The organism is Methylosinus sp. Ce-a6, assembly GCF_009811655.1.
Lineage (GTDB): Bacteria > Pseudomonadota > Alphaproteobacteria > Rhizobiales > Beijerinckiaceae > Methylosinus.
In genome coordinates, this window is the sequence record NZ_BGJX01000046.1 from 1 (window position 1) to 20,062 (window position 20,062).

The following is a 20,062-nucleotide window of genomic DNA, read 5'->3' on the forward strand; positions in this document are numbered from 1 at the left end:
CGAATCATTCTCCGATGCTTCGGAACCCCAGAATCACGCAACTGCGGCGCGAACAAGAAACTTTTGGGTCAGGTTCTCAGCCGGAGGAGGGGACGGCGAGCGCCGGCGCGGGCGCGGAGACCGCGCCCAGCACGCGATTGCCCTCGGCCGCGACCGCGCCGGACGCGACGAGCCGCAGCGCCCGCGGATAGAGCAGATGCTCCTGTTCCAGCACGCGCGCCGCCAGCGTGTCCGGCGTGTCGGAATCCAGCACGGCGACGGCGGATTGCGCGACGATCGGCCCTTCGTCCATTTCCGGAACCACGAAATGCACAGTGCAGCCGTGGATTTTCACGCCATCGGCGAGCGCCCGCTCATGCGTGTGCAGGCCGCGATAGGCGGGAAGCAGGGCGGGGTGAATATTGAGCATGCGCCCGCGCCACTGGCCGATGAACCACGGCGTCAGCAGCCGCATGAAGCCGGCGAGGCATAAGAATTCAATTCGATGCGTCTCCAGCACGATCTGCAGCGAACGCTCGAACTCTTCGCGGCCGGCGTAGATTTTATGGTCCACGGCCGCGACGGCGATCCCCGCGGCCTTGGCCTTGGCGAGGCCGGCGGCCTCCGGCCGATTGGAGACGATGAGCGCGATCTCCGCCGGAAAATCCGGCGCGCGCGCGGCCTCGATCAGCGCATCCATATTGGAGCCGCGCCCGGAAATGAGAATTGCCGTGCGCAGCCGCCGGCTCACAGCGCGAGCGTCCCGCGCGTGACGACGCGGGGACCGTCCTCCGCCGCCACGATCTCGCCGATCGCCGCCGGCGCCTCGCCGCAAGCGTGGAGCGCCGCGAGCGCTTCCTCCGCGCCGTCCCGCGCGACGACGACCACCATGCCGATCCCGCAATTGAAGGCGCGCAGCATTTCCGCCTCCAGGACGCCGCCCTGCGCCGCCAGCCAGGAGAAGACCGGCGGCGGTCGGAAGGCCGAAAGATCGAGCGAAGCGCCGAGCCCCTTGGGCAGCACGCGCGGCAGATTGTCGGGAAAGCCGCCGCCGGTGATATGGGCGAGCGCGAGGATTTTGTCGCTGCGCTTCAGCGCCGCGAGCAACGGCTTCACATAGATGCGCGTCGGCGCGAGCAAGGCGCGGGCGAGGCTCTCGCCAGGGGCGAAGGGCGCGGGCGCGTCCCAGGCGAGGCCTGCGTCCGCGACGATGCGGCGGATGAGCGAAAATCCGTTGGAATGGGCGCCGGAGGAGGGCAGGCCGAACAGCAGATCGCCCGGCCTCACCTCGGCGCGGGGCAGCAGGCGGGAGCGTTCCGCCGCGCCTACGGCGAAGCCGGCGAGATCATAATCGCCTTTTGCATAGAGGCCCGGCATTTCCGCCGTCTCGCCGCCGAGCAGCGCGCAGCCCGCCTCGACGCAGCCCGCCGCAATGCCCGCGACGACGGCGGCGGCCGCCTCCGGCTCGAGCTTTCCGGTCGCGTAATAGTCGAGGAAGAACAGCGGCTCGGCGCCCTGGACGACGAGATCGTTGACGCACATTGCGACGAGATCGACGCCGATGGTGTCGTGAACGCCGGATTCGATGGCGATCTTGATCTTGGTGCCGACGCCGTCATTGGCGGCGACGAGAACCGGATCGGAGAAGCCCGCCGCCTTGAGGTCGAACAGGCCGCCGAAGCCGCCGATCTCGCCATCCGCGCCCGGCCGGCGCGTCGAGCGCACGGCGGGGCGGATCAGATCCACCAGCCGATTGCCGGCGTCTATGTCGACGCCGGCCTGGGCATAAGTGAGGCCATTCCCTTCCGCCATTCGGATGTCCCGCGCTCGTTTTTCGAGCCTGCGGCCTAGCGCCTTATGCGCCCCGGCGCAATCCGTTTCGCGGGTCGTCTCTGCGCTCCATTCCGAGAGAAGGCCGCCATCGCCGACGGAGCGAATATCCAGCGTCGCGAAGGCGGCCCCCAGATTGCTTCGCTCCGCTCGCAATGACGAACGAGGCCTCAGCCGTTCAGATGCTTCTCGACCTCGCTCGGGTCGACCGGATTGAGCTCCACGCTCTCGCCGCAGCCGCAGGCCGAGGTCTGGTTCGGGTTCTGGAACACGAAGCTCGAGGAGAATTGCTGCACGTCGAGGTCCATGCGCGTGCCGAGCAGATAGAGAACGGCGGTCCCGTCGACGATCACGCGGGCGCCCTTTTCCTCGATGATTTCGTCGCCGGGGGCGGGCTCGGCGAGCTCCATCTTATAGGCCATGCCCGCGCAGCCGCTCTTCTCCACCGAGATGCGCAGCCCGATGCGGGGATTCTCGGCGTTGGCGAGCAGTCCTCGCACGCGTTCCGCCGCGGAGTCGCTGAGGCTCATGACGTTCATCGGTTCGCTCCTGTTTTCCTCGAGGCTCGCCGTCTGCCGCGGCCCCCCGCGCCGACGTCGCGCTCAATAATTTCTCCACACGCCGGGCGTCGCGAGCTCGACGAGATTGCCGTCCGGATCGCGAAAATAGAGGCTTTTGCCGCCCCGCGGCCAGTCCATCCGTCCTTCGACCGGCGCGCCCGCTTCCGCGAGCCGCCGCTCCCAGAGCGGCAAATCCTCTCCCCGAATCGCCAGCGCGAAATGCAGCCGCCCGAAACCCTCATGCGGCGGTATCTCGCCGCCGGGCAAACGGATCGTCTCCTCCGTCGTTCCCCGCGCAAAGAGCAGAAGCACGCTCCGCGGGCCGCAATCGAAGGCGACGAGCCTCTGGTCGGCGAACATGGCCGAAAGGCCGAGAACCGCCTCGTAAAATCGCGCGGCGCGCGACAAATCCGCCACATAGAGAGCCGTCTCGAGACACCCGTCGATATTCGGCGCGGGCGCGTCCATCGGCTCTCCCTTTCGTCACCACATGTCGAGCGTGATGCGCGCCTCGTCCGACATGCGGCTCTGGTCCCATGGCGGCTCGAAGACGAGCTTGACGATGACCGCCATCACGCCCGGCACGAGGCTCACCGCGCTCTGCACCTGCTCGATGATCTGGCCGGCGACCGGGCAGCCCGGCGCGGTCAAGGTCATGTCGATATAGACGATGTCCTCCGGCGTGATGTCGATATTGTAGATGAGGCCGAGCTCGAAGATATCGGCCGGAATTTCCGGGTCCTGAACTGTTTTCAGCGCGGCGACGATGCCTTGCGTCAGCCGCTCGATCTCCTCCTGCGAGCGGCCGGTCGGCAGCGGCTGTTCGTCCCGCGTCAGCTCCCGACCGGTCACGACTTCCTGCGGCTCGGCCGCGTCATCGGTCTTGGTCACGATTCTGTCTCCCTCTCAAGAAAACAGCGCCTTGGCTTTCAGCAGCGCCTCCGCCAGGCGATCGACCTCGTCGCGCGTATTGTACATTGCGAAAGAGGCGCGGCAGGTGGAGGTGACGTTGAAGCGCTGCAGCAACGGCATGGCGCAATGGGTTCCGGCGCGCACGGCGACGCCAGAGCGGTCGATGACGGTCGCTATGTCGTGGGCGTGGGCCTCCGGCATGTCGAAAGCGACGATCGGTCCCTTGTCCTTGGCGTGACCGAAGATTCGAAGCCCCGGTATATCGGAGAGGCGCTCATGCGCATAGGCGGTGAGATCGGCCTCATGGGCGCGGATCGCCGGGCGGCCGATCTTCTGCATATATTCGAGCGCCGCGCCGAGCCCCGCCGCCTGCACGATGGGCGGCGTGCCGGCCTCGAAGCGATGCGGCGGCGTGTTATAGGTGACATAGTCGCGCGTCACCGTCTCGATCATCTCGCCGCCGCCGGCGAAGGGCGGCAGCTTCTCGAGCCATTCGAGCTTGCCATAGAGCGCGCCAATGCCGGTCGGCCCATAGAGCTTGTGGCCGGTGACGATGTAGAAATCGACGCCCAGCGCGCGCACGTCGACATCGAGATGCACCGCGCCCTGCGAGCCGTCGACGAGCACCGGCACGCCATGCGCATGGGCGATGCGCACGACATCGGCGATCGGCGTCGGCGCCGCCAGCACATTGGACATATGGGTGAGCGCGACGATCTTCGTCTTCGGCGTGATGAGCTTCTCGAACTCCTCCAGCGAGAAGACCCCGTCATCGTCGGTCTCGATCCATTTCAGCACCGCGCCCTTGCGCTCGCGAAGGAAGTGCCAGGGCACGATATTGGAGTGATGCTCCATGATCGAGAGGATGATCTCGTCGCCCTCGCCGATATGGGCGAGGCCGTAAGAGGAGGCGACGAGATTGATCGCCTCCGTCGCGCCGCGCGTGAAGATGATCTCCTCGCGATGCTCCGCGTTGAGGAAGCGGCGCAAGGTCTCGCGCGCGCCCTCATAGGCGTCGGTCGCCGCATTGGCGAGATAATGCAGGCCGCGATGCACATTGGCGTATTCGTGCTCGTAGACCTGGGAGACGCGCTCGATCACCTGCCGCGGCTTCTGCGCCGAGGCGGCGTTGTCGAGATAGACGAGGTCCTTGCCGTAAGGCTTTTCGGCGAGGATCGGAAAGTCGCGGCGGATCGCCTCGACGTCATAGGCGGGTGTGGCCTCGGCCAAGAGCGGCTGGTTCATTTGCCGTCCCCCCGATTGGCGAGCCAGGAGCGGATGCGCTCGAAATAGACGTCGCGCGCCGCTTCCTCGCCGATCGCCTCGATGATCTCGCCAGCGAAGCCTTCGATCAGCAGCGCCTCGGCCTCATGCTTGGGCAGGCCGCGCGCCACCAGATAGAAGAGCTGGTCGGCGTCCAGACGGCCGCAAGTGGCGCCATGGCCGCAGACGACGTCATCGGCGAAAATCTCCAGCTCCGGCTTGTTGTTCATCGTGGCGTTTTCACTGAGCAGCAGCGCCCGCGACTGCATGGAGCCGTCGGTCTTCTGCGCGCCCGGGCGCACCACCACCTTGCCCTGGAACACGCCGGTCGACTGGCCGTCGAGCACGCTGCGGAAACGCTCGCGGCTTTTGCAATTGGCGGCCGCGTGCTCGACGACGAGCGTCGTGTCGGCGTGATGCTTGCCGCCGAGCAGCGAGACGCCGTCGAGCGCGACGCTCGCCTCCTCGCCGGCGAGCCGCGCGAAGATCTGCCGCCGCACGAGGCCGCCGCCTTCGATGAAGCCGAGCGATTTGAACACGGCCTTCGCCTGCGCGGTGACGAGCAGGCTGAACAGCCGGATCGCCGATTCCGATTGCGGGCCGATGTCGGCGATATGCTCCACCTCGGCGCCGGCGCCGATCGAAAAGGCGAGCACATGATTTTCCTGCGCGCCGGAGGGCGTAAGGGCGAGCGAGGTCTCGACGATTCTCGCCTTGGCGCCGTCGCCGACGAGGACGAGCGAGCGGGTGAAGGAGGAGCGCGCCTCGCCGCCCGTGGAGAGCAGCAGGATCTCGATCGTCTTCGCCACTTCCGTCGCCGGCGCGACGCGCAGCACGACGCCATCCTGCATCAGCGCCGCATTCAACGCGACGACAGCATCCGCTCCGGCGTTCTCAGGCAGGCCCAGCGCGGCCAGGACGGCGGCGTCGTCCTTGGCGAGAACATCGGCGAGCGAGGAGAGCTCGACGCCGGCCGGCAGAGCCGCGACATCGGAAAGCTCGGGACGGAACGCGCCATCGGCGACGACGAGACGCAGACGGCCGTCCGTCGCCGGCGGCAGAGTGATCGCGCCCGGCGCGCCGAGCGGCGCGACGCTGCGCAGCGACGCCCGCAGATCGGTATAATGCCACGCTTCGACGCGGCGCGTCGGCAGCCCCTTGCGCGCGAAGAATTCCCAGGAGGCCTGGCGCAGCGCCGAGGCGCCTTTGCCCTTCATCGCCTCGAAGGCTCCGGCGAGCGCCGTCTCGGCTTCGCTTTTCTTGTCGATCGCCTGCACGGTCATGGCTTCACCTCACGCCGCTTCGCCGACATAGTCGCGGTAGCCGCTCTTCTCGAGCTCGAGCGCGAGCTCCGGCCCGCCGGTCTTCTGAATCTTGCCCTTGGCCATCACATGCACCGTGTCCGGCTTGATGTAGTCGAGCAGGCGTTGATAGTGCGTGATGACGAGGAAGCCGCGATCGGGCGAACGAAGCGCGTTGACGCCCTCGGAGACGATGCGCAGCGCGTCGATGTCGAGGCCGGAGTCGGTCTCGTCGAGAATGCCGAATTTCGGCTGCAGCAGGCTCATTTGCAGAATGTCCATGCGCTTCTTCTCGCCGCCGGAGAAGCCGACGTTCAGCGCGCGCTTCAGCATATCCATGTTGATGCCGAGCTTGGTCGACGCCTCGCGCACCATCTTCATGAAGTCCGGCGTCTGCAATTCTTCTTCGCCGCGTGAACGGCGCTGCGCATTCACGGCGGCCTTGAGGAAGGTCATCGTCGCGACGCCCGGAATCTCGACCGGATATTGGAAGGCGAGGAACACGCCCTTGGCGGCGCGCTCATGCGGCTCGAGGCCCAGAATATTCTCGCCGTCGAGCAGCACCTCGCCCTCGGTGACGTCATAGCCCTCGCGGCCGGAGATGACATAGGAGAGGGTGGATTTGCCGGTGCCGTTCGGCCCCATGATGGCGGCGACCTCGCCGTCCTTCACCGTGAGGTTCAGCCCGTCGAGAATTTTGCGCTCGCCGATGGAGACGTGGAGATTCTTGATTTCGATCATGGTCTCGTCCTGTTGGCTGTTCGCTGTCGTGCGAGGGACGTTGCAAATCGGAGGCCGCTTTATCGAAGCCGTTTCGTCGCCCGCTTGCCTCGCAAAGAGGCGCTCTCGAAAACGCCGAGCGCCTCTTTGCCTTTCGTTACGTCAACCGACGCTGCCTTCGAGGCTGACCGCGATCAGTTTCTGCGCTTCGACTGCGAACTCCATAGGCAGCTTCTGCAGCACGTCGCGCACGAAACCATTGACGATGAGCGCCGTCGCCTCTTCTTCGGAGAGCCCGCGCTGCATGCAGTAGAACAGCTGGTCTTCCGATATCTTCGATGTCGTCGCCTCATGCTCGAACACGGCGGAGGCGTTCTTCGACTCGAGATAGGGCACGGTGTGCGCGCCGCATTTGTCGCCGATGAGCAGGCTGTCGCAATTGGTGAAATTGCGCGCGCCTTCCGCCTTGCGATGCGCCGACACCTGTCCGCGATAGGTGTTCTGCGAATTGCCGGCGGAAATGCCCTTGGAGATGATGCGGCTTTTGGTGTTCTTGCCGAGGTGGATCATCTTCGTGCCGCTGTCGACCTGCTGATAGCCGTTCGACACTGCGATCGAATAGAACTCGCCTTGCGAATTGTCGCCGCGCAGAATGCAGGACGGATATTTCCACGTCACCGCGGAGCCCGTCTCGACCTGCGTCCAGGAGATATGCGAGTTCTTGCCGCGGCAGTCGCCGCGCTTCGTCACGAAATTGTAGATGCCGCCCTTGCCCTCGCTGTCGCCGGGATACCAGTTCTGCACCGTCGAATATTTGATCTCGGCGTCGTCGAGCGCGACGAGCTCGACCACGGCGGCGTGCAGCTGGTTCTCGTCGCGCTTGGGGGCCGTGCAGCCCTCTAGATAGCTGACATAGGAGTCGGCGTCGGCGATGATGAGCGTGCGCTCGAACTGTCCCGTATTCTTCTCGTTGATGCGGAAATAGGTCGAGAGCTCCATCGGGCAGCGCACGCCCGGCGGGATGTAGACGAAGGAGCCGTCCGAGAAGACGGCGGAGTTCAGCGTCGCGTAGAAATTATCGGTGACCGGCACGACCGAGCCGAGATATTTGCGCACCAGCTCGGGATGCTCGCGCACCGCTTCCGAGATCGGGCAGAAGATCACGCCCGCCTTGGAGAGCTCCTCGCGGAAGGTCGTCGCCACCGAGACGGAGTCGAACACCGCGTCGACCGCGACCTTGCGCTGCTCGACTCCGGCGAGCGCCTCCTGCTCGCGCAGCGGAATGCCGAGCTTCTCATAGGTCCGCAGCAGCTCCGGATCGACCTCGTCGAGCGACTTCGGGCCGGGCGTCGATTTCGGCGCGGAATAGTAATAGAGGTCCTGATAGTCGATCGGCGGATAGTCGACGCGGGCCCATTTGGGCTCCTCCATCGTCAGCCAGCGCCGATAGGCCTCGAGCCGCCATTCGGTCAGCCATTCGGGCTCGTTCTTCTTCGCCGAAATGAAGCGGACGATATCCTCGCTGAGGCCCTTCGGGGCCTTCTCGGATTCGATATCTGTCGTGAAGCCGTATTTATACGCGTCGACGTCGATCTCTTCGACGCGCGCCACCGTCTCCTGGCGAGCCGCCATGTGTCCTCTCCTCGTCTCGACGGGTTCAAGGCCCGCCGGCCGAAATTAGAGCCGCCGGAGGCCGCCCGCGTCAGGCGGCCGTCCGCCGCGCCCTGATCCTCTTTGCGACCCCTGCAAAAGCGATACCAAACAAATCTACCTGTTCCTTGGTCGAACTCCAGCCCAAACTCGCCCTGAGCGCGGCCTTTTCCTCGAGGCCCATGGCGGCGAGCACATGGGAGGCTTTCACCTTGCCCGAAGAGCAGGCGGAGCCCGACGACAGAGCCACTCCTTCGACATCGAGCGCCATCAGCAGCGTCTGCGTCTTCTGGCCGGGCGTCAGAAAGGCCGAGGTATTGGGCAACCGTGGGCCTTTGGCGCCGAGAAACACAGCTTCCGGCCAGATCTCGGAGATTTTCGCCTCCATTCGGTCGCGCAGCGCGCCGAGCCTTTCGGCTTCCGCCGCAATGGTCTCTTTCGCGACTGCGAAAGCCGCGGCGAAGCCGGCGATGGCGGCCACATTCTCGGTGCCGGCGCGGCGTCCGCCCTCCTGCCCGCCGCCGCGCAGCAGAGCCTCTCTGATATGGAGTCTGTCGTCGGCGAACGCCAGGGCGCCGGCGCCCATCGGCCCCCCGATCTTATGTGAGGAAAAGAACAAAGCATCGGCCGGCAGGGCGACGAATGTGGTCTCCAGCCGGCCGACCGCCTGGGTCGCGTCGCAGACGACGAGGCCGCCGGCCGCATGAACGAGCGCGGCCGCCGCGGCGACGGGCTGAATGCTTCCGGTCTCGTTGTTGGCGGCCTGCAGGGCGAGCAGAATTCGTCTGCCTTTGTTGCGCTGCAGCGTATCGGCGAGCGCGTCGAGCGACAGCGCGCCCTCGCGGTCGAGGCCGACGCTCTCGACGCGTCCGGCGGGGAAGCGATGGCCCGCCAGAACGGCGGGATGCTCGCCCGCGCCGAGGAGCAGAAGCTCGATTTCCGCCGCAGTTTGGTCCCGTTGTAAGAAAGGCGTCAAAATCAGATTGGCGGCCTCGGTCGAGCCGGAGGTGAAGACGACATTGCGCGCTTTCGTCCCCAATCCCATCGCGATCTCGCTTCTCGCGGCCTCCACCAGCGCCCGCGCGGCGCGGCCTTCGGCATGGATGGAGGAGGGATTGCCGAGCGTCTCCAGCGCCGCGAGCATGGCTGCGCGCGCTTGCGGACGCAGCGGCGTGGTGGCGTTGTGATCGAGATAGACGCGGGGCGGCGACATGAGACGAAGCTAATCGTTCCGCGCGAAGAATGGGAGAGCCGGCGGCCGATCCCAGATCAGCTGTGCGTCCGGCGGTCGGCGGGCGAGGGCGACGCAATGCCGGAGAGAAAGCGCCGCAGCTTTCAAAACTCTTGCATCTGGCGCCGTCACACATGCTAGAAGGCCCGCTCGGCCGTCAAAAGCCCGCGGGTTCGGAGCGCGCCGGACGCGCGGACGCCCGGCGAGGGCGCTCCGGCCGGAGCATAACGCATATTTTGCGCCGGCGGAAACCGCCCGCCCGCAAATTGCGTTTTTCGCGCGGGGGAGACGAGGAACTCAATGCCCGAGGTCATTTTCACCGGCCCCGCCGGCCGGCTCGAAGGCCGCTTCCATCAATCGGCGCAACGCGGCGCGCCGATCGCCATCGTGCTGCATCCGCATCCGCAATTCGGCGGCACGATGAACAATCAGATCGTCTATCATCTCTATTACGCCTTCGCCGAGCGCGGATTTTCCGTGCTGCGCTTCAATTTCCGCGGCGTCGGCCGCAGCCAGGGCGCTTTCGATCACGGCGCGGGCGAGCTCTCCGACGCCGCCGCCGCGCTCGACTGGGCGCAGGCCGTCAATCCGGAGGCGCGCGCCTGCTGGATCGCCGGCGTCTCCTTCGGCTCCTGGATCGGAATGCAATTGCTGATGCGCCGGCCGGAGATAGAGGGCTTCGTCTCCGTCGCCCCGCCGGCCAATCGCTTCGATTTCTCCTTCCTGGCGCCGTGCCCGTCCTCGGGCCTGTTCATCCATGGCGACATAGACCGCGTCGCGCCGCTCAAGGAAGTGACCGGCCTCATCGAAAAGCTCAAGACGCAGAAGGGCATCGTCATCGAGCACGCGGTGGTGCAGGGCGCGAACCACTTTTTCGAGAATAGAATCGAGCCGCTGATCGCGCAGGTCGACTCCTATCTCGACAAGCGTCTCGGCAATCCGCCGCGCATCGCTATCCCAGCGCGGGGCGACTGATCCTGGCCGCGAGCCTTCAGGCTCGCTTTACCCTATATTTCAAAAATTTACGGCGATCCGCGGCGATGCGCCAAGCGTTCCGGGGCCGTTCACGCGTCCTTCGAAAGCGCCGGCAGGATGCGCGTCGCGATCGCCTCTTCGTCGATCGGCCCCAGGATGGCGACGTCGATCTTCGGGCCCGGCGCGACGACGAAGCTCGCCGGAACGCCGCGCGCGCCCAGCGCCCGTTGCAGGAAGGCGCGCTCGTCCAGCCCGACGGCGACGAAAGGATTGCCATGCTCGGCGAGAAAGCGGCGGGCGTGGGCGGGATCGTCCTTCACATTCGCGCCATAGACGGCGACGCCTTTTTCGGCCAGCGCCATCACCAGATGATGTTCGGCGCGGCAGCTCGGGCAATAGGAGGCCCAGAGATAGAGGAGCGAGCGCTTGCCCGCGAGATCGGCGGAAGAAAAGCCCGGGACCGGGCGCCCATCCGCGAAGGTCAGGCCGGGAGCCGCCGGCAAGTCGAATGCGTCGATCGACAGCGTGTTGAAGAAGCGGGCCGGCAGATCTTTGCGCGTCCAGACCTGTTCGACGGCCGCGGCTCCCGCTCCGGTGGTGATCGCGCCGAGCAGCAGATTGCGCCGGCTCGGCCAGGGGGCCCCGGAACGAGCGTCCTCTCTCTCGATCGTCTCGCCCATTTTCCGCTCTCCGATCCCTTCGCCGCGCCGCCTCCCCATCTGAGGGTGAAACCTTCAATAGGGAATGAATGCGGCTCGCGCTGCTCAGCCGACGGCGCTGTCGCGGCGCGCGCCGGCGCGCGAGGCCGATATTGCGACGGCGCCGCCCCGCGTCGGCGCGGCGACGCCGGTCGTCGCTGGGAAGGTCAATGGCAGCCCCTTCAGCACACGCGCCGCGAGAAAGGCGAAAGCCTGCGCTTCGATTGCATCGCCCATCCAGCCGACCTCGGCGGCGGTCGCGACCGGGCAGGGAAGGCGACGGGCGAGCTCCCGCATGAGCGTGGGATTGTGCGCGCCGCCGCCGCAGACGATCGCCCGGCGCGGCGGCGACGGCGTCAGCTCGAATGCGCGAGCAAGAGAGGCGGCGGTGAAGGCGGTCAGCGTGGCGGCCGCGTCCTCGACCGAGAGCGTATCTGTAGCTTTAAATGAAAAGTCGTTTCTATCTAAAGATTTAGGCGGTAATTTCTTAAAAAATGGATGAATGAGAAGGGCTTGCAGGATCGTCTCGTCGACGCGGCCCCTCGCCGCAGCAGCCCCGTCGCGATCCACCGGCTCTCCGGTGCGCGCGAGCATCAGATCGTCGATGAGCGCATTGCCGGGGCCGGTGTCGAAGGCCATGGGCTCCGCGTCGCCGTCGACGAAAGTGACATTGGCCACCCCGCCGATGTTGATCGCCGCGACCGGACCCTCGAGCCCGCTCGCTGCAACCAGAGCGCGATGATAGGCCGGAACGAGCGGCGCGCCTTCGCCCCCGGCGGCGACATCCGCGCCTCGAAAGTCGTAAGCGACATCGACGCCGATCCGATCGGCGAGAGCCTGCGCGTCGCCGATCTGAATCGTGAGCCGGCTCTGCGGCCGATGCAGGACCGTCTGCCCGTGAAAGCCGATGATGTCGATGGAGGCGGGGTCGAGCCTCTCCTCGCGCAGGAAGGATTCGACCGCCTGCGCATGGCGCTCGGTTATCAGGCGCTCCGCCGCCCCCACCGCGCCCGGCCGCGCGTCGCGGTCGGAAAGGAGCGTCGCCTCCGCGAGCGCGCTGCGGAGCAGATCTCGGTCGGCCTCGGAATAGGGGAAGAAACCGCTCGGCCCGAACGCGAGTCGCGCTTCGCCGTCCGTGTCGAGCAGAGCGACGTCCACCCCGTCGATCGAGGTGCCGGACATGAGGCCGATGGCGCGACAGAGGGTCATGTGGCGTCTCCGGACGCGTCCAGAATGGGGCGGGATTCGCGCGTCCGGATTTTCTTGCCAGACGAAAGCAAATCGCTCAAGGGTTGCGCGTTTCCTCTCACCTCGGGCGGCGCTTGTATGAAACAGCATACGCATCAGGTCGAGCCTTCGACGCTGCGACGCTTTCTCGCCAGCGAGGCCGTCGGCGGCGTCGTTCTCATGGCGAGCGCAGCGCTCGGTCTCGCCCTCGCCAACTCGCCTTGGGCGGAGGTCTATTTCGGCCTGCTCGCTGCGCCGATCGCCGGCCATTCGACGCTGCATTGGATCAACGACGGGCTGATGGCGGCGTTTTTCCTGCTCGTCGGCCTCGAGATCAAGCGCGAGCTTCTCGACGGCCATCTGCGCCATTGGTCGGCGCGCGTGCTGCCGGGCGTCGGCGCGCTCGGCGGAATGCTGGTTCCGGCCTTGATCTACGCCTATTTCAACGCGCATTCGCCGCAGACGGCGCGCGGCTGGGCGATCCCCTCGGCGACCGACATCGCCTTCGCGCTCGGCGTGCTGGCGCTGCTCGGCGGCCGCGCGCCCGCCTCGCTGAAAGTGTTTCTGACGGCGCTCGCCATTCTCGATGATCTCGGCGCGATCGTCATCATCGCCGTGTTCTACGCCGGCGAGCCGGCGGCGCCGCCCATTCTCGGCGCCTGCGTCACGCTGTTCCTGCTGCTCGGCCTCAATCTCTTCGAGGTGAAATTTCTGTTTCCCTATCTCGCGCTCGGCGTGGCGCTATGGCGTTTCGTGCAGCTCAGCGGCGTTCATGCGACGCTCGCGGGCGTGCTGCTCGCCGCCATGATCCCGCTGCGCCTCTCGGGTCCGGACCCGGAGGAGCATACGCCGCTCCACCGGCTGGAGAATGCGCTCGGCCCCTTTGTCGCTTTCGTCGCTCTGCCGCTGTTCGGCTTCGCCAATGCCGGCGTGGCGCTCGGCGGCGGCGATCTCGATATGGCGGGCGCGCCGGTTCTCCTCGGCGTCGCGCTCGGCCTCTTTCTCGGCAAGCAGGCGGGCGTCTTCGCGGCCATCGCTTTGGCGATCGGGACGCGGATCGCCTCGCGGCCGGCCAAGACCGGCTGGCTACAGCTCTATGGCGTCGCCGTCCTCTGCGGCGTCGGCTTCACCATGAGCCTGTTCATCGGCCAGATCGCTTTCGAGGCGGACGAAGCCGCGATGCGGGCGACGAAGATCGGCGTGCTCGCCGGCTCGGCGGCCTCTATTGCGCTCGGCTCGCTGCTCCTCTGGCTCGCCTCGCGGCGCGCCGCCGCGCCCGCCCATTCACCGACGGGGTCGTGAGAGCGTCCTCTTTCCGGCGACGTCGCCCCGCCGTTTTCAAACGATATGAGCCGTCTGCGACGAAGAGGGTCACGACGCGCGAGCGCGCGCCGTGGCACAACCTTGACAAGCGGCGAGAACCGGGATCAAGTCGAAATTATTGAATTCTGGAGAATAGGATTTCCTATGGATCAACTTTTCCGAGCATCAAATAGCCCCGAGGTCATCGAGCTCTACCGGCTGACGCGCGCGCTTCTCGCTCTGCGGGACATGTTCGACGGCGCCTATGAACGGGCCGTGCTGTCCATGCTGCCGGAAGCGACGCGGGATCGCTTCGATCGCCTCGCGAAAACCGTCGACGACCAGTCTGGCGTCGCGCTTACTCGCCCGATCCTCGACGATGCTTGCGAGGCGCTGGAAACCGTCTTCGACGAGTTCAAGCACGAAGTCGCGGAGAGGCTGCTCGCCGCCGCGCTCGCGGATACGGTCGCCGATCTGCCCGCGAAGCTCGTCGCTCTGGAACAGCAGTTCGCCGTCGAGCGGATCGCGCCCTGATCGAGAAGAGACTCTCGAGCCGAGAAGCGACTGGAGGCCTCGGAGGGAATCGAACCCCCGTACAAGGATTTGCAGTCCTCTGCGTAGCCACTCCGCCACGAGGCCCCTGACGTCGACGCCGAAAGCTCGACGTCGGCGTGAGAAGTCCGCTCATACAGGACATGTCGGCGAACGGCAAGACTTTGCGCCAGGGCAATGGGGTGAACGAGACGAGCGCCGAAGGCGATCGGGAGGGGGGGCCGCCGAAGCTCGGCAATAAAACCCCACCCCGACGGCTTCGCGGTCCGACCGTCCCCCTTAAAGGGGAGGGTGGGACGGCCATAGCCTGGATCCTGAGACGGCGTTCGTTCAGAATGGCGGCAATGCTAAGGCTTTGTTCAGCTCGACGAGGCAAGCTCTGGCCTCGTCATTCGAGCGGAGCGCTGGCATGAAGTCGATTTTCGCGCGATCCATGCGCATTTTCGCCGGCGCCCTCTTTGTAACGGCGGCGGCGACGAATGCATGCGCCGAAGCGAGGTCGCGCCATACGCGGAGCGGGGATGCGCTCATCGAGGAGCTCGGCGCGCCGAATGGCAAGGGCTTCGACGATATCGTCGTGAAGCTCGCGCCGCTCGTCCCGGCGAAGCCGGCGAAGGACGCCCCGCCTGCCGAACGCCCTTCCGCGCCCATTGCCGCTCCCGAACCGCCGGCCGTTTCCGTCGCGGCCCCGCCGCCGAGCGATTCGGCGACGCCCGCGCCTGTCGCCCCGGTTTTCTTGCGCGAGCCGCTTCCCGTCATCGACAGCGCGCCCGCCGAAGAGATCGCCAAATCCGCGGAGCCGAATATCGTCGCGGCCCCGCGCGCGCCCGAAGCCGTCGCGCCTGCCGAAGCGCCGGTTGAGACGATGGCGGAAGCGCCGATCGAGACCAAGCCGGAAACGCCGGTGGAATTGTCACGCGAGGCCGCGGAGCCGTCGGCGCCGGCGCAAACGACAGACCCTGAAAAAAGCGAGGCGCCCGCGGTCGCCGAGGCCGATCCCGCTTCCGCTGATCCTGCTGCCGAGCCTGCCCGGCCGCAGGCCGAGGAGCAGCAGGCGCAGGAGGAGAGCGAATCGCCGCTGGCCATCTGGCAGGCGCTCGTCGCGGCTCTCGCGCTCGTCGGCCTGCTCGCCAGCAAATATGTCCGCCGCGCGCAAGCGCCGTCCGAAGTCGCCGCGCGCAAACCCACGCCGGCGAAGACCGCGGAAGTCGCTCCCGCCGGAAGCGCCCAGAAGGCGCCGACCGGCCGTTTCGCCGCGCTCGGCGCTCGGATCGGGGCCGCCCGCGCCAAAATCGAGGTCATTCGCGCCAAAGTCGCCGCGCTGCGCGGCGATCGGAAGACGATGGATCGGCCGCCGGCGCCCGCCGCCGCGCCGAATGCGGCTCCCGAGAAGCCGAAGGCGTTGGAGTGGACGAAAGCCGTGACCGCGCTGCGCCAGCGGCTCGGCGGAGCGAAGCCGGCGGCCGCGTCCGCCGCTCATGAGCCGCGCCGCATGCTCTCGCTCGTGGGGACGCAGCCTACGAGCCGGGAGGCCGACGCCTGGGCGTCGAGCGAGGAGGACGGGCCCGAGCTGCTCGAGCCCGGCGACGCCAGCGCCCGCGCGATCGTCATGAATGCGCGGCGCAGGCTGCGCGCGGCGCAGAGCTGAGGGGAGAGAGCCGAAAAACTTGTCGCAACCGATTTGAGGAATTTTTCTAAACCTGTGTTTCTTCGAGGAGAAATGCGACGCCGACGGCCGGGGCGAACTGGCGCTGCGGCTGAGAATCGCCTATAGGAAACGAGCAGTTTCGAGCGTCGCCGACGGCTGCCGCGAGGCTCCATTCCGGCGCGCCTCGCTCGAACCCTCCTGCGAGCGCGAACTCCGCGGCCCGCCTCGGGACAGCAACGAGACGGCGCTCATTCCACAGAGCCGGCGCTGAAGCGCCGCGGCAGGATTTCGCCGCGGATCGCGCGGGACGATCGATCGGATTGGCGAGCCATTGGCCGAGAACGACACAGACGATACGCAGCCCACAGCGCCCGGCTCCGACATACGCCCGGTTTCTATCGCCGACGAGATGAAGCGCAGCTATCTCGATTACGCGATGAGCGTGATCGTGAGCCGCGCCCTTCCGGATGTCCGCGACGGTTTGAAGCCCGTGCATCGGCGCATCATGTTCTCCATGCACGAGAACGGCCATACGCCCGATAAGCCCTATGTGAAATCGGCGCGCATCGTCGGCGATGTGATGGGTAAATATCACCCGCATGGCGACGCCGCGATCTATGACGCGCTGGTGCGCATGGCGCAGCCCTTCTCCATGCGGCTGCCGCTCATCGACGGGCAGGGCAATTTCGGCTCCGTCGACAACGACCCCCCGGCGGCCATGCGCTACACCGAGTCGCGCCTCGCCAAGCCGGCGCTGGCGCTGCTCGAGGACATCGACGAAGGCACAGTCGATTTCAAGCCGAACTATGACGACAAGGAGCAGGAGCCGACCGTCCTTCCGGCGCGCTTCCCCAATCTTCTCGTCAATGGCGCCGGCGGCATCGCCGTCGGCATGGCGACGAATATTCCGCCGCATAATCTCGGCGAGGTGATCGACGCGGCGATCGCGCTGATCGACCGGCCCGACATGGGCGTCGCCGAGCTGATGGAGATCGTTCCGGGTCCGGACTTTCCGACCGCGGCGACGATCCTCGGCCGCGGCGGCATTCGCAACGCCTATGCGACCGGGCGCGGATCGATCATCATGCGCGCCAAGGCGGAGATCGAGACTTTGCGCAAGGAGCGCGAGGCGATCATCTTCACCGAAATTCCCTATCAGGTGAACAAGGCGGCGCTGATCGAGCGCATCGCCGAGCTCGTCCGCGAGAAGAAGGTCGAGGGCATCGCCGATCTTCGCGACGAATCCGATCGCGAGGGCATGCGCATCGTCGTCGAATTGAAGCGCGATGCGGTCTCCGACGTGGTGCTGAATCAGCTCTGGCGCCACACGGCTCTGCAATCGAGCTTCCCGGTCAATATGATCGCGCTCAACGGCGGGCGGCCCGAGCTGCTGACGCTGAAGGACGTGCTCGTCGCCTTCATCGATTTCCGCGAGAGCGTCGTCACGCGGCGCACCAAATTCCGCCTCGCCAAGGCGCGCGACGCGGCGCATCTGCAGGTCGGCCTCGCCATCGCTGTCGCCAACATAGACGAGGTGATCCGCCTCATCCGCACCTCGGCCGACGCCGCCGCCGCGCGCGAGGCGCTAATGGAGCGCGAATGGCCGGCCAAGGACATGGCGCCGCTCGTCGCGCTCATCGCCGATCCGCGGCACGTCCTCACCGAGGATGGCGCGATCCGCCTCTCCGAGGCGCAGGCGCGCGCCATTCTCGACCTTCGCCTGCAACGCCTCACCGCTCTCGGCCGCGAGGAGATCGCCGAGGCGCTGAACAAGCTCGCCGCCGAGATCGCCGAATATCTCGAAATTCTGCGCTCGCGCGAAAAACTGTTCGGAATCGTCAAGGACGAGCTCGTCGCTGTCAAGGAGCAATATGCGACGGCGCGCCGCACGCAGATCGTCGACGGCGACGGCGACGTCGAGGACGAGGATCTGATCGCCCGCGAGGACATGGTCGTCACCGTCTCCCACGCCGGCTACATCAAGCGCGTGCCGCTCTCGACCTATCGGGCCCAGCGTCGCGGCGGCAAGGGCCGCTCCGGAATGCAGACGAAGGAGGAGGATTTCGTCCAGCGCCTCTTCGTCGCCTCGACGCATACGCCGGTGCTGTTCTTCTCCTCGCTCGGCCGCGCCTACAAGGAAAAGGTCTGGCGCCTGCCGCTGGCGGCGCCGCAGGCGCGCGGCAAGGCGCTCGTCAATCTTCTGCCGCTCGAGCAGAACGAGCGCATCACCACCATCATGCCGCTGCCGGAGGACGAATCGAGCTGGGACAAGCTCGACGCCATATTCGCGACGACGGGCGGCACGGTGCGGCGCAACAAGCTCTCGGATTTCTCCGACGTGCGCCGCTCCGGCATCATCGCCATGAAGCTCGACGAGGGCGAAGCCATCGTCGACGTCGCCACGGCGGCGGAGCAGGAAGATATTTTGCTCACGACGCGCGAGGGACAGTGCATCCGCTTCGCTGTGAGCGACGTGCGCGTGTTCCAGGGACGCACGTCGATGGGCGTGCGCGGCATCGCGCTCGCCGGCGACGATCGGGTGATCTCTTTGTCGATTCTGCGCCATTTCGAGGCCGGCGGCGACGAGCGCGCGGCCTATCTCAAGCGCGCCGCCGCGCTGCGCCGCAATGCGGGAGCGGAAGGCGCGGAGGAGGGCGCGGCGGAGGCCGAGGACGCGTCGACGGCGATCGAGCTCAGCGAGGCGCGCTTCCGCGAGATGGAGCAGGCCGAGCAGATCATCCTGACCGTTTCCGAGAACGGTTATGGCAAGCGCAGCTCCTCCTTCGAGTATCGCATCACCGGACGTGGCGGCAAAGGCATCGTCGCCATGGCGGTGAACGCCCGCAACGGCAAGCTCGTGGCCTCTTTCCCCGTGGGCCGGGGCGACGAGATCATGCTGGTGACGGATGGCGGTCAGCTCATCCGCTGCCCGGTCGAGGGCATTCGCATCGCCGGCCGCGGCGCGCAGGGCGTCATCGTCTTCGACACCGCCGAGGGCGAGCGCGTCGTCTCGGTCGAGCATATAGAGGACGCCGGCGAGGACGAGAGCGGGGCGGAGAACGGCTGAGCTCGGACTTTGTCGAAAAGCGTTTCGCCGGGATGGATTCCGGCGAAACGCCGCAGTTTCATCGATGAATTGCTTTCGCCGAGGGCGAGCGACATTTTTGTCGCGACGCGTCCAATCGACGCCTCGTTCTTTCGATAAACGCAACCCCACGTCAATGGCGCGACAGCGGGCGCCGGTCTAGAATTGTCACATCGCCGAGACGGCCGGCAGAGGGGGACGAACGCATGCTCACGATCTGGGGACGGCGCAACTCCTTCAATGTGCAGAAGGTCATGTGGCTCGTCGGCGAGCTCGCGCTCGATCACGCCCATGTGCCGCTCGGCGGCGCCTTCGGCGGACTCGACGATCCGCAGTTTCGCGCGCGCAATCCGCATGGCCGCATCCCGGTCATCGACGACGAGGGCGTGGTGGTGTGGGAATCTCACGCCATATTGCGCTATCTCGCCGCGCGCCACGGCGGCGAGAGATTCTGGCCGTCGGATCCAGCGGCGCGCTCTTATCCGGACCGCTGGATGGACTGGGCGCAATCGACGCTGCAGCCGGCCTTCATCGACGGCGTGTTCGTGGCCTATTATCGCACGCCGGAGGAAAAGCGCGACTGGCCGGCGATCCGCGCCGCGATCGCGCGCTGCGCGCAGCATTACCAATTTCTCGATAGCTGGCTCGCCGATCGCCCCTTCCTCGCCGGCGACGAGCCGACGCTCGCGGATATCCCCGCCGGAGCGACGCTCTATCGCTATTTCGAGCTCGACATAGAGCGGCCGTCGATCCCCAATGTCGAGGCTTGGTACGAGCGTCTGCGCGAGCGCCCGGCCTTTCGCCAGCATGTGATGACGCCTTTCGACGATCTCAAAGGGTGACGCCCCGAATGGCGCCGGGCGAGACATTCGGCTCGTGGTCTGCGTCATTCGAACTGAAGACCCGAAGGCCCCCTCCCTCACCCGCTGCGCGGGAGAGGGGGCGTCGACGTTTCGCGTATTCTCGATGAAGCGCCGAATCTGCTTCCTCTCCCGCTGCGCGCACGGCTGTCCGGGGAAAATCAGGCATAGTGGAGTTCCAGCTGGTCTGGGGATTTCCATCGGCTCGGGACGAGGTATTTGGGCGGCGGCTCGTCGAGGAGCGCGATGGGTCGGCGGGCGAAGAGGAA

18 protein-coding genes and 1 tRNA gene are annotated in these 20,062 nt (G+C 66.5%); 6 read left to right on the forward strand and 13 right to left on the reverse strand.

Going from position 1 to position 20,062, the window contains the following annotated elements; genetic code table 11:
* Positions 1 to 76 precede the first annotated feature (76 nt).
* The 10 genes from purN to Mspo_RS17815 all read right to left on the reverse strand — a co-directional run bounded on the left by purN (position 77) and on the right by Mspo_RS17815 (position 9,428).
* The gene (gene purN, locus Mspo_RS17770) at positions 77 to 730 is read right to left on the reverse strand and encodes a phosphoribosylglycinamide formyltransferase (protein WP_159732186.1); all 654 of its coding nucleotides are present in this window, start codon (positions 728 to 730) and stop codon (positions 77 to 79) included.
* Positions 727 to 1,791 carry a phosphoribosylformylglycinamidine cyclo-ligase gene (purM, locus tag Mspo_RS17775; RefSeq protein ID WP_159732189.1) on the reverse strand — a complete coding sequence of 355 codons (1,065 nt, stop codon included), beginning with the start codon at positions 1,789 to 1,791 and terminating at the stop codon, positions 727 to 729. Before purM ends, purN begins: the two co-directional genes overlap by 4 nt.
* A 188-nt stretch (positions 1,792 to 1,979) precedes the next feature.
* Complete coding sequence (locus tag Mspo_RS17780; protein WP_201281742.1) at positions 1,980 to 2,348, reverse strand: iron-sulfur cluster assembly accessory protein; 369 nt, start codon at positions 2,346 to 2,348, stop codon at positions 1,980 to 1,982.
* A 63-nt stretch (positions 2,349 to 2,411) separates the two neighbouring features.
* The gene (locus Mspo_RS17785) at positions 2,412 to 2,837 is read right to left on the reverse strand and encodes a VOC family protein (RefSeq protein ID WP_159732195.1); all 426 of its coding nucleotides are present in this window, start codon (positions 2,835 to 2,837) and stop codon (positions 2,412 to 2,414) included.
* A gap of 15 nt (positions 2,838 to 2,852) precedes the next feature.
* Positions 2,853 to 3,221, reverse strand: a complete 369-nt coding sequence (locus Mspo_RS17790; protein WP_244613532.1) for an iron-sulfur cluster assembly protein — start codon at positions 3,219 to 3,221, stop codon at positions 2,853 to 2,855.
* A gap of 54 nt (positions 3,222 to 3,275) precedes the next feature.
* Complete coding sequence (locus Mspo_RS17795; protein ID WP_159732198.1) at positions 3,276 to 4,526, reverse strand: cysteine desulfurase; 1,251 nt, start codon at positions 4,524 to 4,526, stop codon at positions 3,276 to 3,278.
* Positions 4,523 to 5,827 (reverse strand): Fe-S cluster assembly protein SufD, encoded by a 1,305-nt coding sequence (sufD, locus tag Mspo_RS17800; protein ID WP_159732201.1) that lies wholly within the window; start codon positions 5,825 to 5,827, stop codon positions 4,523 to 4,525. Before sufD ends, Mspo_RS17795 begins: the two co-directional genes overlap by 4 nt.
* 9 nt (positions 5,828 to 5,836) lie before the next feature.
* Positions 5,837 to 6,586, reverse strand: coding sequence for a Fe-S cluster assembly ATPase SufC (gene sufC / locus Mspo_RS17805; protein WP_159732203.1), 750 nt, complete (start codon positions 6,584 to 6,586; stop codon positions 5,837 to 5,839).
* 141 nt (positions 6,587 to 6,727) lie between these two features.
* Positions 6,728 to 8,197, reverse strand: a complete 1,470-nt coding sequence (gene sufB, locus Mspo_RS17810) for a Fe-S cluster assembly protein SufB (protein ID WP_159732206.1) — start codon at positions 8,195 to 8,197, stop codon at positions 6,728 to 6,730.
* A gap of 70 nt (positions 8,198 to 8,267) precedes the next feature.
* Positions 8,268 to 9,428 carry a cysteine desulfurase family protein gene (locus Mspo_RS17815; RefSeq protein WP_159732209.1) on the reverse strand — a complete coding sequence of 387 codons (1,161 nt, stop codon included), beginning with the start codon at positions 9,426 to 9,428 and terminating at the stop codon, positions 8,268 to 8,270.
* A 318-nt stretch (positions 9,429 to 9,746) separates the two neighbouring features.
* On the opposite strand from Mspo_RS17815, the gene Mspo_RS17820 reads away from it, so the two are divergent.
* The gene (locus tag Mspo_RS17820; protein ID WP_159732212.1) at positions 9,747 to 10,421 is read left to right on the forward strand and encodes an alpha/beta hydrolase; all 675 of its coding nucleotides are present in this window, start codon (positions 9,747 to 9,749) and stop codon (positions 10,419 to 10,421) included.
* Between the two features lie 89 nt (positions 10,422 to 10,510).
* Here the strand turns inward: Mspo_RS17820 and Mspo_RS17825 are convergent, their stop codons facing one another.
* Both Mspo_RS17825 and Mspo_RS17830 read right to left on the reverse strand, forming a co-directional pair.
* Positions 10,511 to 11,101: a redoxin family protein gene (locus tag Mspo_RS17825; RefSeq protein ID WP_159732215.1), complete on the reverse strand. Its 591-nt coding sequence runs from the start codon at positions 11,099 to 11,101 to the stop codon at positions 10,511 to 10,513.
* An 84-nt stretch (positions 11,102 to 11,185) separates the two neighbouring features.
* Positions 11,186 to 12,328 (reverse strand): anhydro-N-acetylmuramic acid kinase, encoded by a 1,143-nt coding sequence (locus Mspo_RS17830; protein ID WP_159732218.1) that lies wholly within the window; start codon positions 12,326 to 12,328, stop codon positions 11,186 to 11,188.
* Positions 12,329 to 12,445: 117 nt separating this feature from the next.
* Here Mspo_RS17830 and nhaA point away from each other — a divergent pair, with 117 nt between their 5' ends.
* A complete protein-coding gene (gene nhaA, locus Mspo_RS17835; protein ID WP_201281743.1) occupies positions 12,446 to 13,648 on the forward strand; it encodes a Na+/H+ antiporter NhaA in 1,203 nt (400 codons plus the stop codon).
* Positions 13,649 to 13,813: 165 nt separating this feature from the next.
* Entirely contained in the window at positions 13,814 to 14,182 is a 369-nt protein-coding gene (locus Mspo_RS17840; protein WP_159732224.1) for a hypothetical protein, read from the forward strand.
* Positions 14,183 to 14,213: 31 nt separating this feature from the next.
* Here Mspo_RS17840 and Mspo_RS17845 read toward each other — a convergent pair.
* A tRNA-Cys gene (locus Mspo_RS17845) sits at positions 14,214 to 14,287 on the reverse strand.
* Positions 14,288 to 14,609: 322 nt separating this feature from the next.
* On the opposite strand from Mspo_RS17845, the gene Mspo_RS17850 reads away from it, so the two are divergent.
* The 3 genes from Mspo_RS17850 to Mspo_RS17860 all read left to right on the forward strand — a co-directional run bounded on the left by Mspo_RS17850 (position 14,610) and on the right by Mspo_RS17860 (position 19,775).
* Entirely contained in the window at positions 14,610 to 15,848 is a 1,239-nt protein-coding gene (locus tag Mspo_RS17850) for a hypothetical protein (protein WP_159732227.1), read from the forward strand.
* A gap of 331 nt (positions 15,849 to 16,179) precedes the next feature.
* The gene (gene gyrA, locus Mspo_RS17855) at positions 16,180 to 18,915 is read left to right on the forward strand and encodes a DNA gyrase subunit A (RefSeq protein ID WP_159732230.1); all 2,736 of its coding nucleotides are present in this window, start codon (positions 16,180 to 16,182) and stop codon (positions 18,913 to 18,915) included.
* A 224-nt stretch (positions 18,916 to 19,139) separates the two neighbouring features.
* Positions 19,140 to 19,775: a glutathione S-transferase family protein gene (locus tag Mspo_RS17860; RefSeq protein ID WP_159732233.1), complete on the forward strand. Its 636-nt coding sequence runs from the start codon at positions 19,140 to 19,142 to the stop codon at positions 19,773 to 19,775.
* The last annotated feature ends 287 nt before the right edge of the window (positions 19,776 to 20,062 follow it).

Excerpts from the sequence above, each read along its gene's own strand:
- sufB (WP_159732206.1), bottom strand. The coding sequence starts at position 8,197 with ATGGCGGCTCGCCAGGAGACGGTGGCGCGCGTCGAAGAGATCGACGTC.
- sufD (WP_159732201.1), bottom strand. The coding sequence starts at position 5,827 with ATGACCGTGCAGGCGATCGACAAGAAAAGCGAAGCCGAGACGGCGCTC.
- Mspo_RS17860 (WP_159732233.1), top strand. The coding sequence starts at position 19,140 with ATGCTCACGATCTGGGGACGGCGCAACTCCTTCAATGTGCAGAAGGTC.
- purM (WP_159732189.1), bottom strand. The coding sequence starts at position 1,791 with ATGGCGGAAGGGAATGGCCTCACTTATGCCCAGGCCGGCGTCGACATA.
- Mspo_RS17850 (WP_159732227.1), top strand. The coding sequence starts at position 14,610 with ATGAAGTCGATTTTCGCGCGATCCATGCGCATTTTCGCCGGCGCCCTC.
- Mspo_RS17825 (WP_159732215.1), bottom strand. The coding sequence starts at position 11,101 with ATGGGCGAGACGATCGAGAGAGAGGACGCTCGTTCCGGGGCCCCCTGG.
- Mspo_RS17840 (WP_159732224.1), top strand. The coding sequence starts at position 13,814 with ATGGATCAACTTTTCCGAGCATCAAATAGCCCCGAGGTCATCGAGCTC.
- sufC (WP_159732203.1), bottom strand. The coding sequence starts at position 6,586 with ATGATCGAAATCAAGAATCTCCACGTCTCCATCGGCGAGCGCAAAATT.
- Mspo_RS17795 (WP_159732198.1), bottom strand. The coding sequence starts at position 4,526 with ATGAACCAGCCGCTCTTGGCCGAGGCCACACCCGCCTATGACGTCGAG.
- Mspo_RS17780 (WP_201281742.1), bottom strand. The coding sequence starts at position 2,348 with ATGAACGTCATGAGCCTCAGCGACTCCGCGGCGGAACGCGTGCGAGGA.
- Mspo_RS17815 (WP_159732209.1), bottom strand. The coding sequence starts at position 9,428 with ATGTCGCCGCCCCGCGTCTATCTCGATCACAACGCCACCACGCCGCTG.
- Mspo_RS17785 (WP_159732195.1), bottom strand. The coding sequence starts at position 2,837 with ATGGACGCGCCCGCGCCGAATATCGACGGGTGTCTCGAGACGGCTCTC.
- Mspo_RS17820 (WP_159732212.1), top strand. The coding sequence starts at position 9,747 with ATGCCCGAGGTCATTTTCACCGGCCCCGCCGGCCGGCTCGAAGGCCGC.
- nhaA (WP_201281743.1), top strand. The coding sequence starts at position 12,446 with ATGAAACAGCATACGCATCAGGTCGAGCCTTCGACGCTGCGACGCTTT.
- Mspo_RS17830 (WP_159732218.1), bottom strand. The coding sequence starts at position 12,328 with ATGACCCTCTGTCGCGCCATCGGCCTCATGTCCGGCACCTCGATCGAC.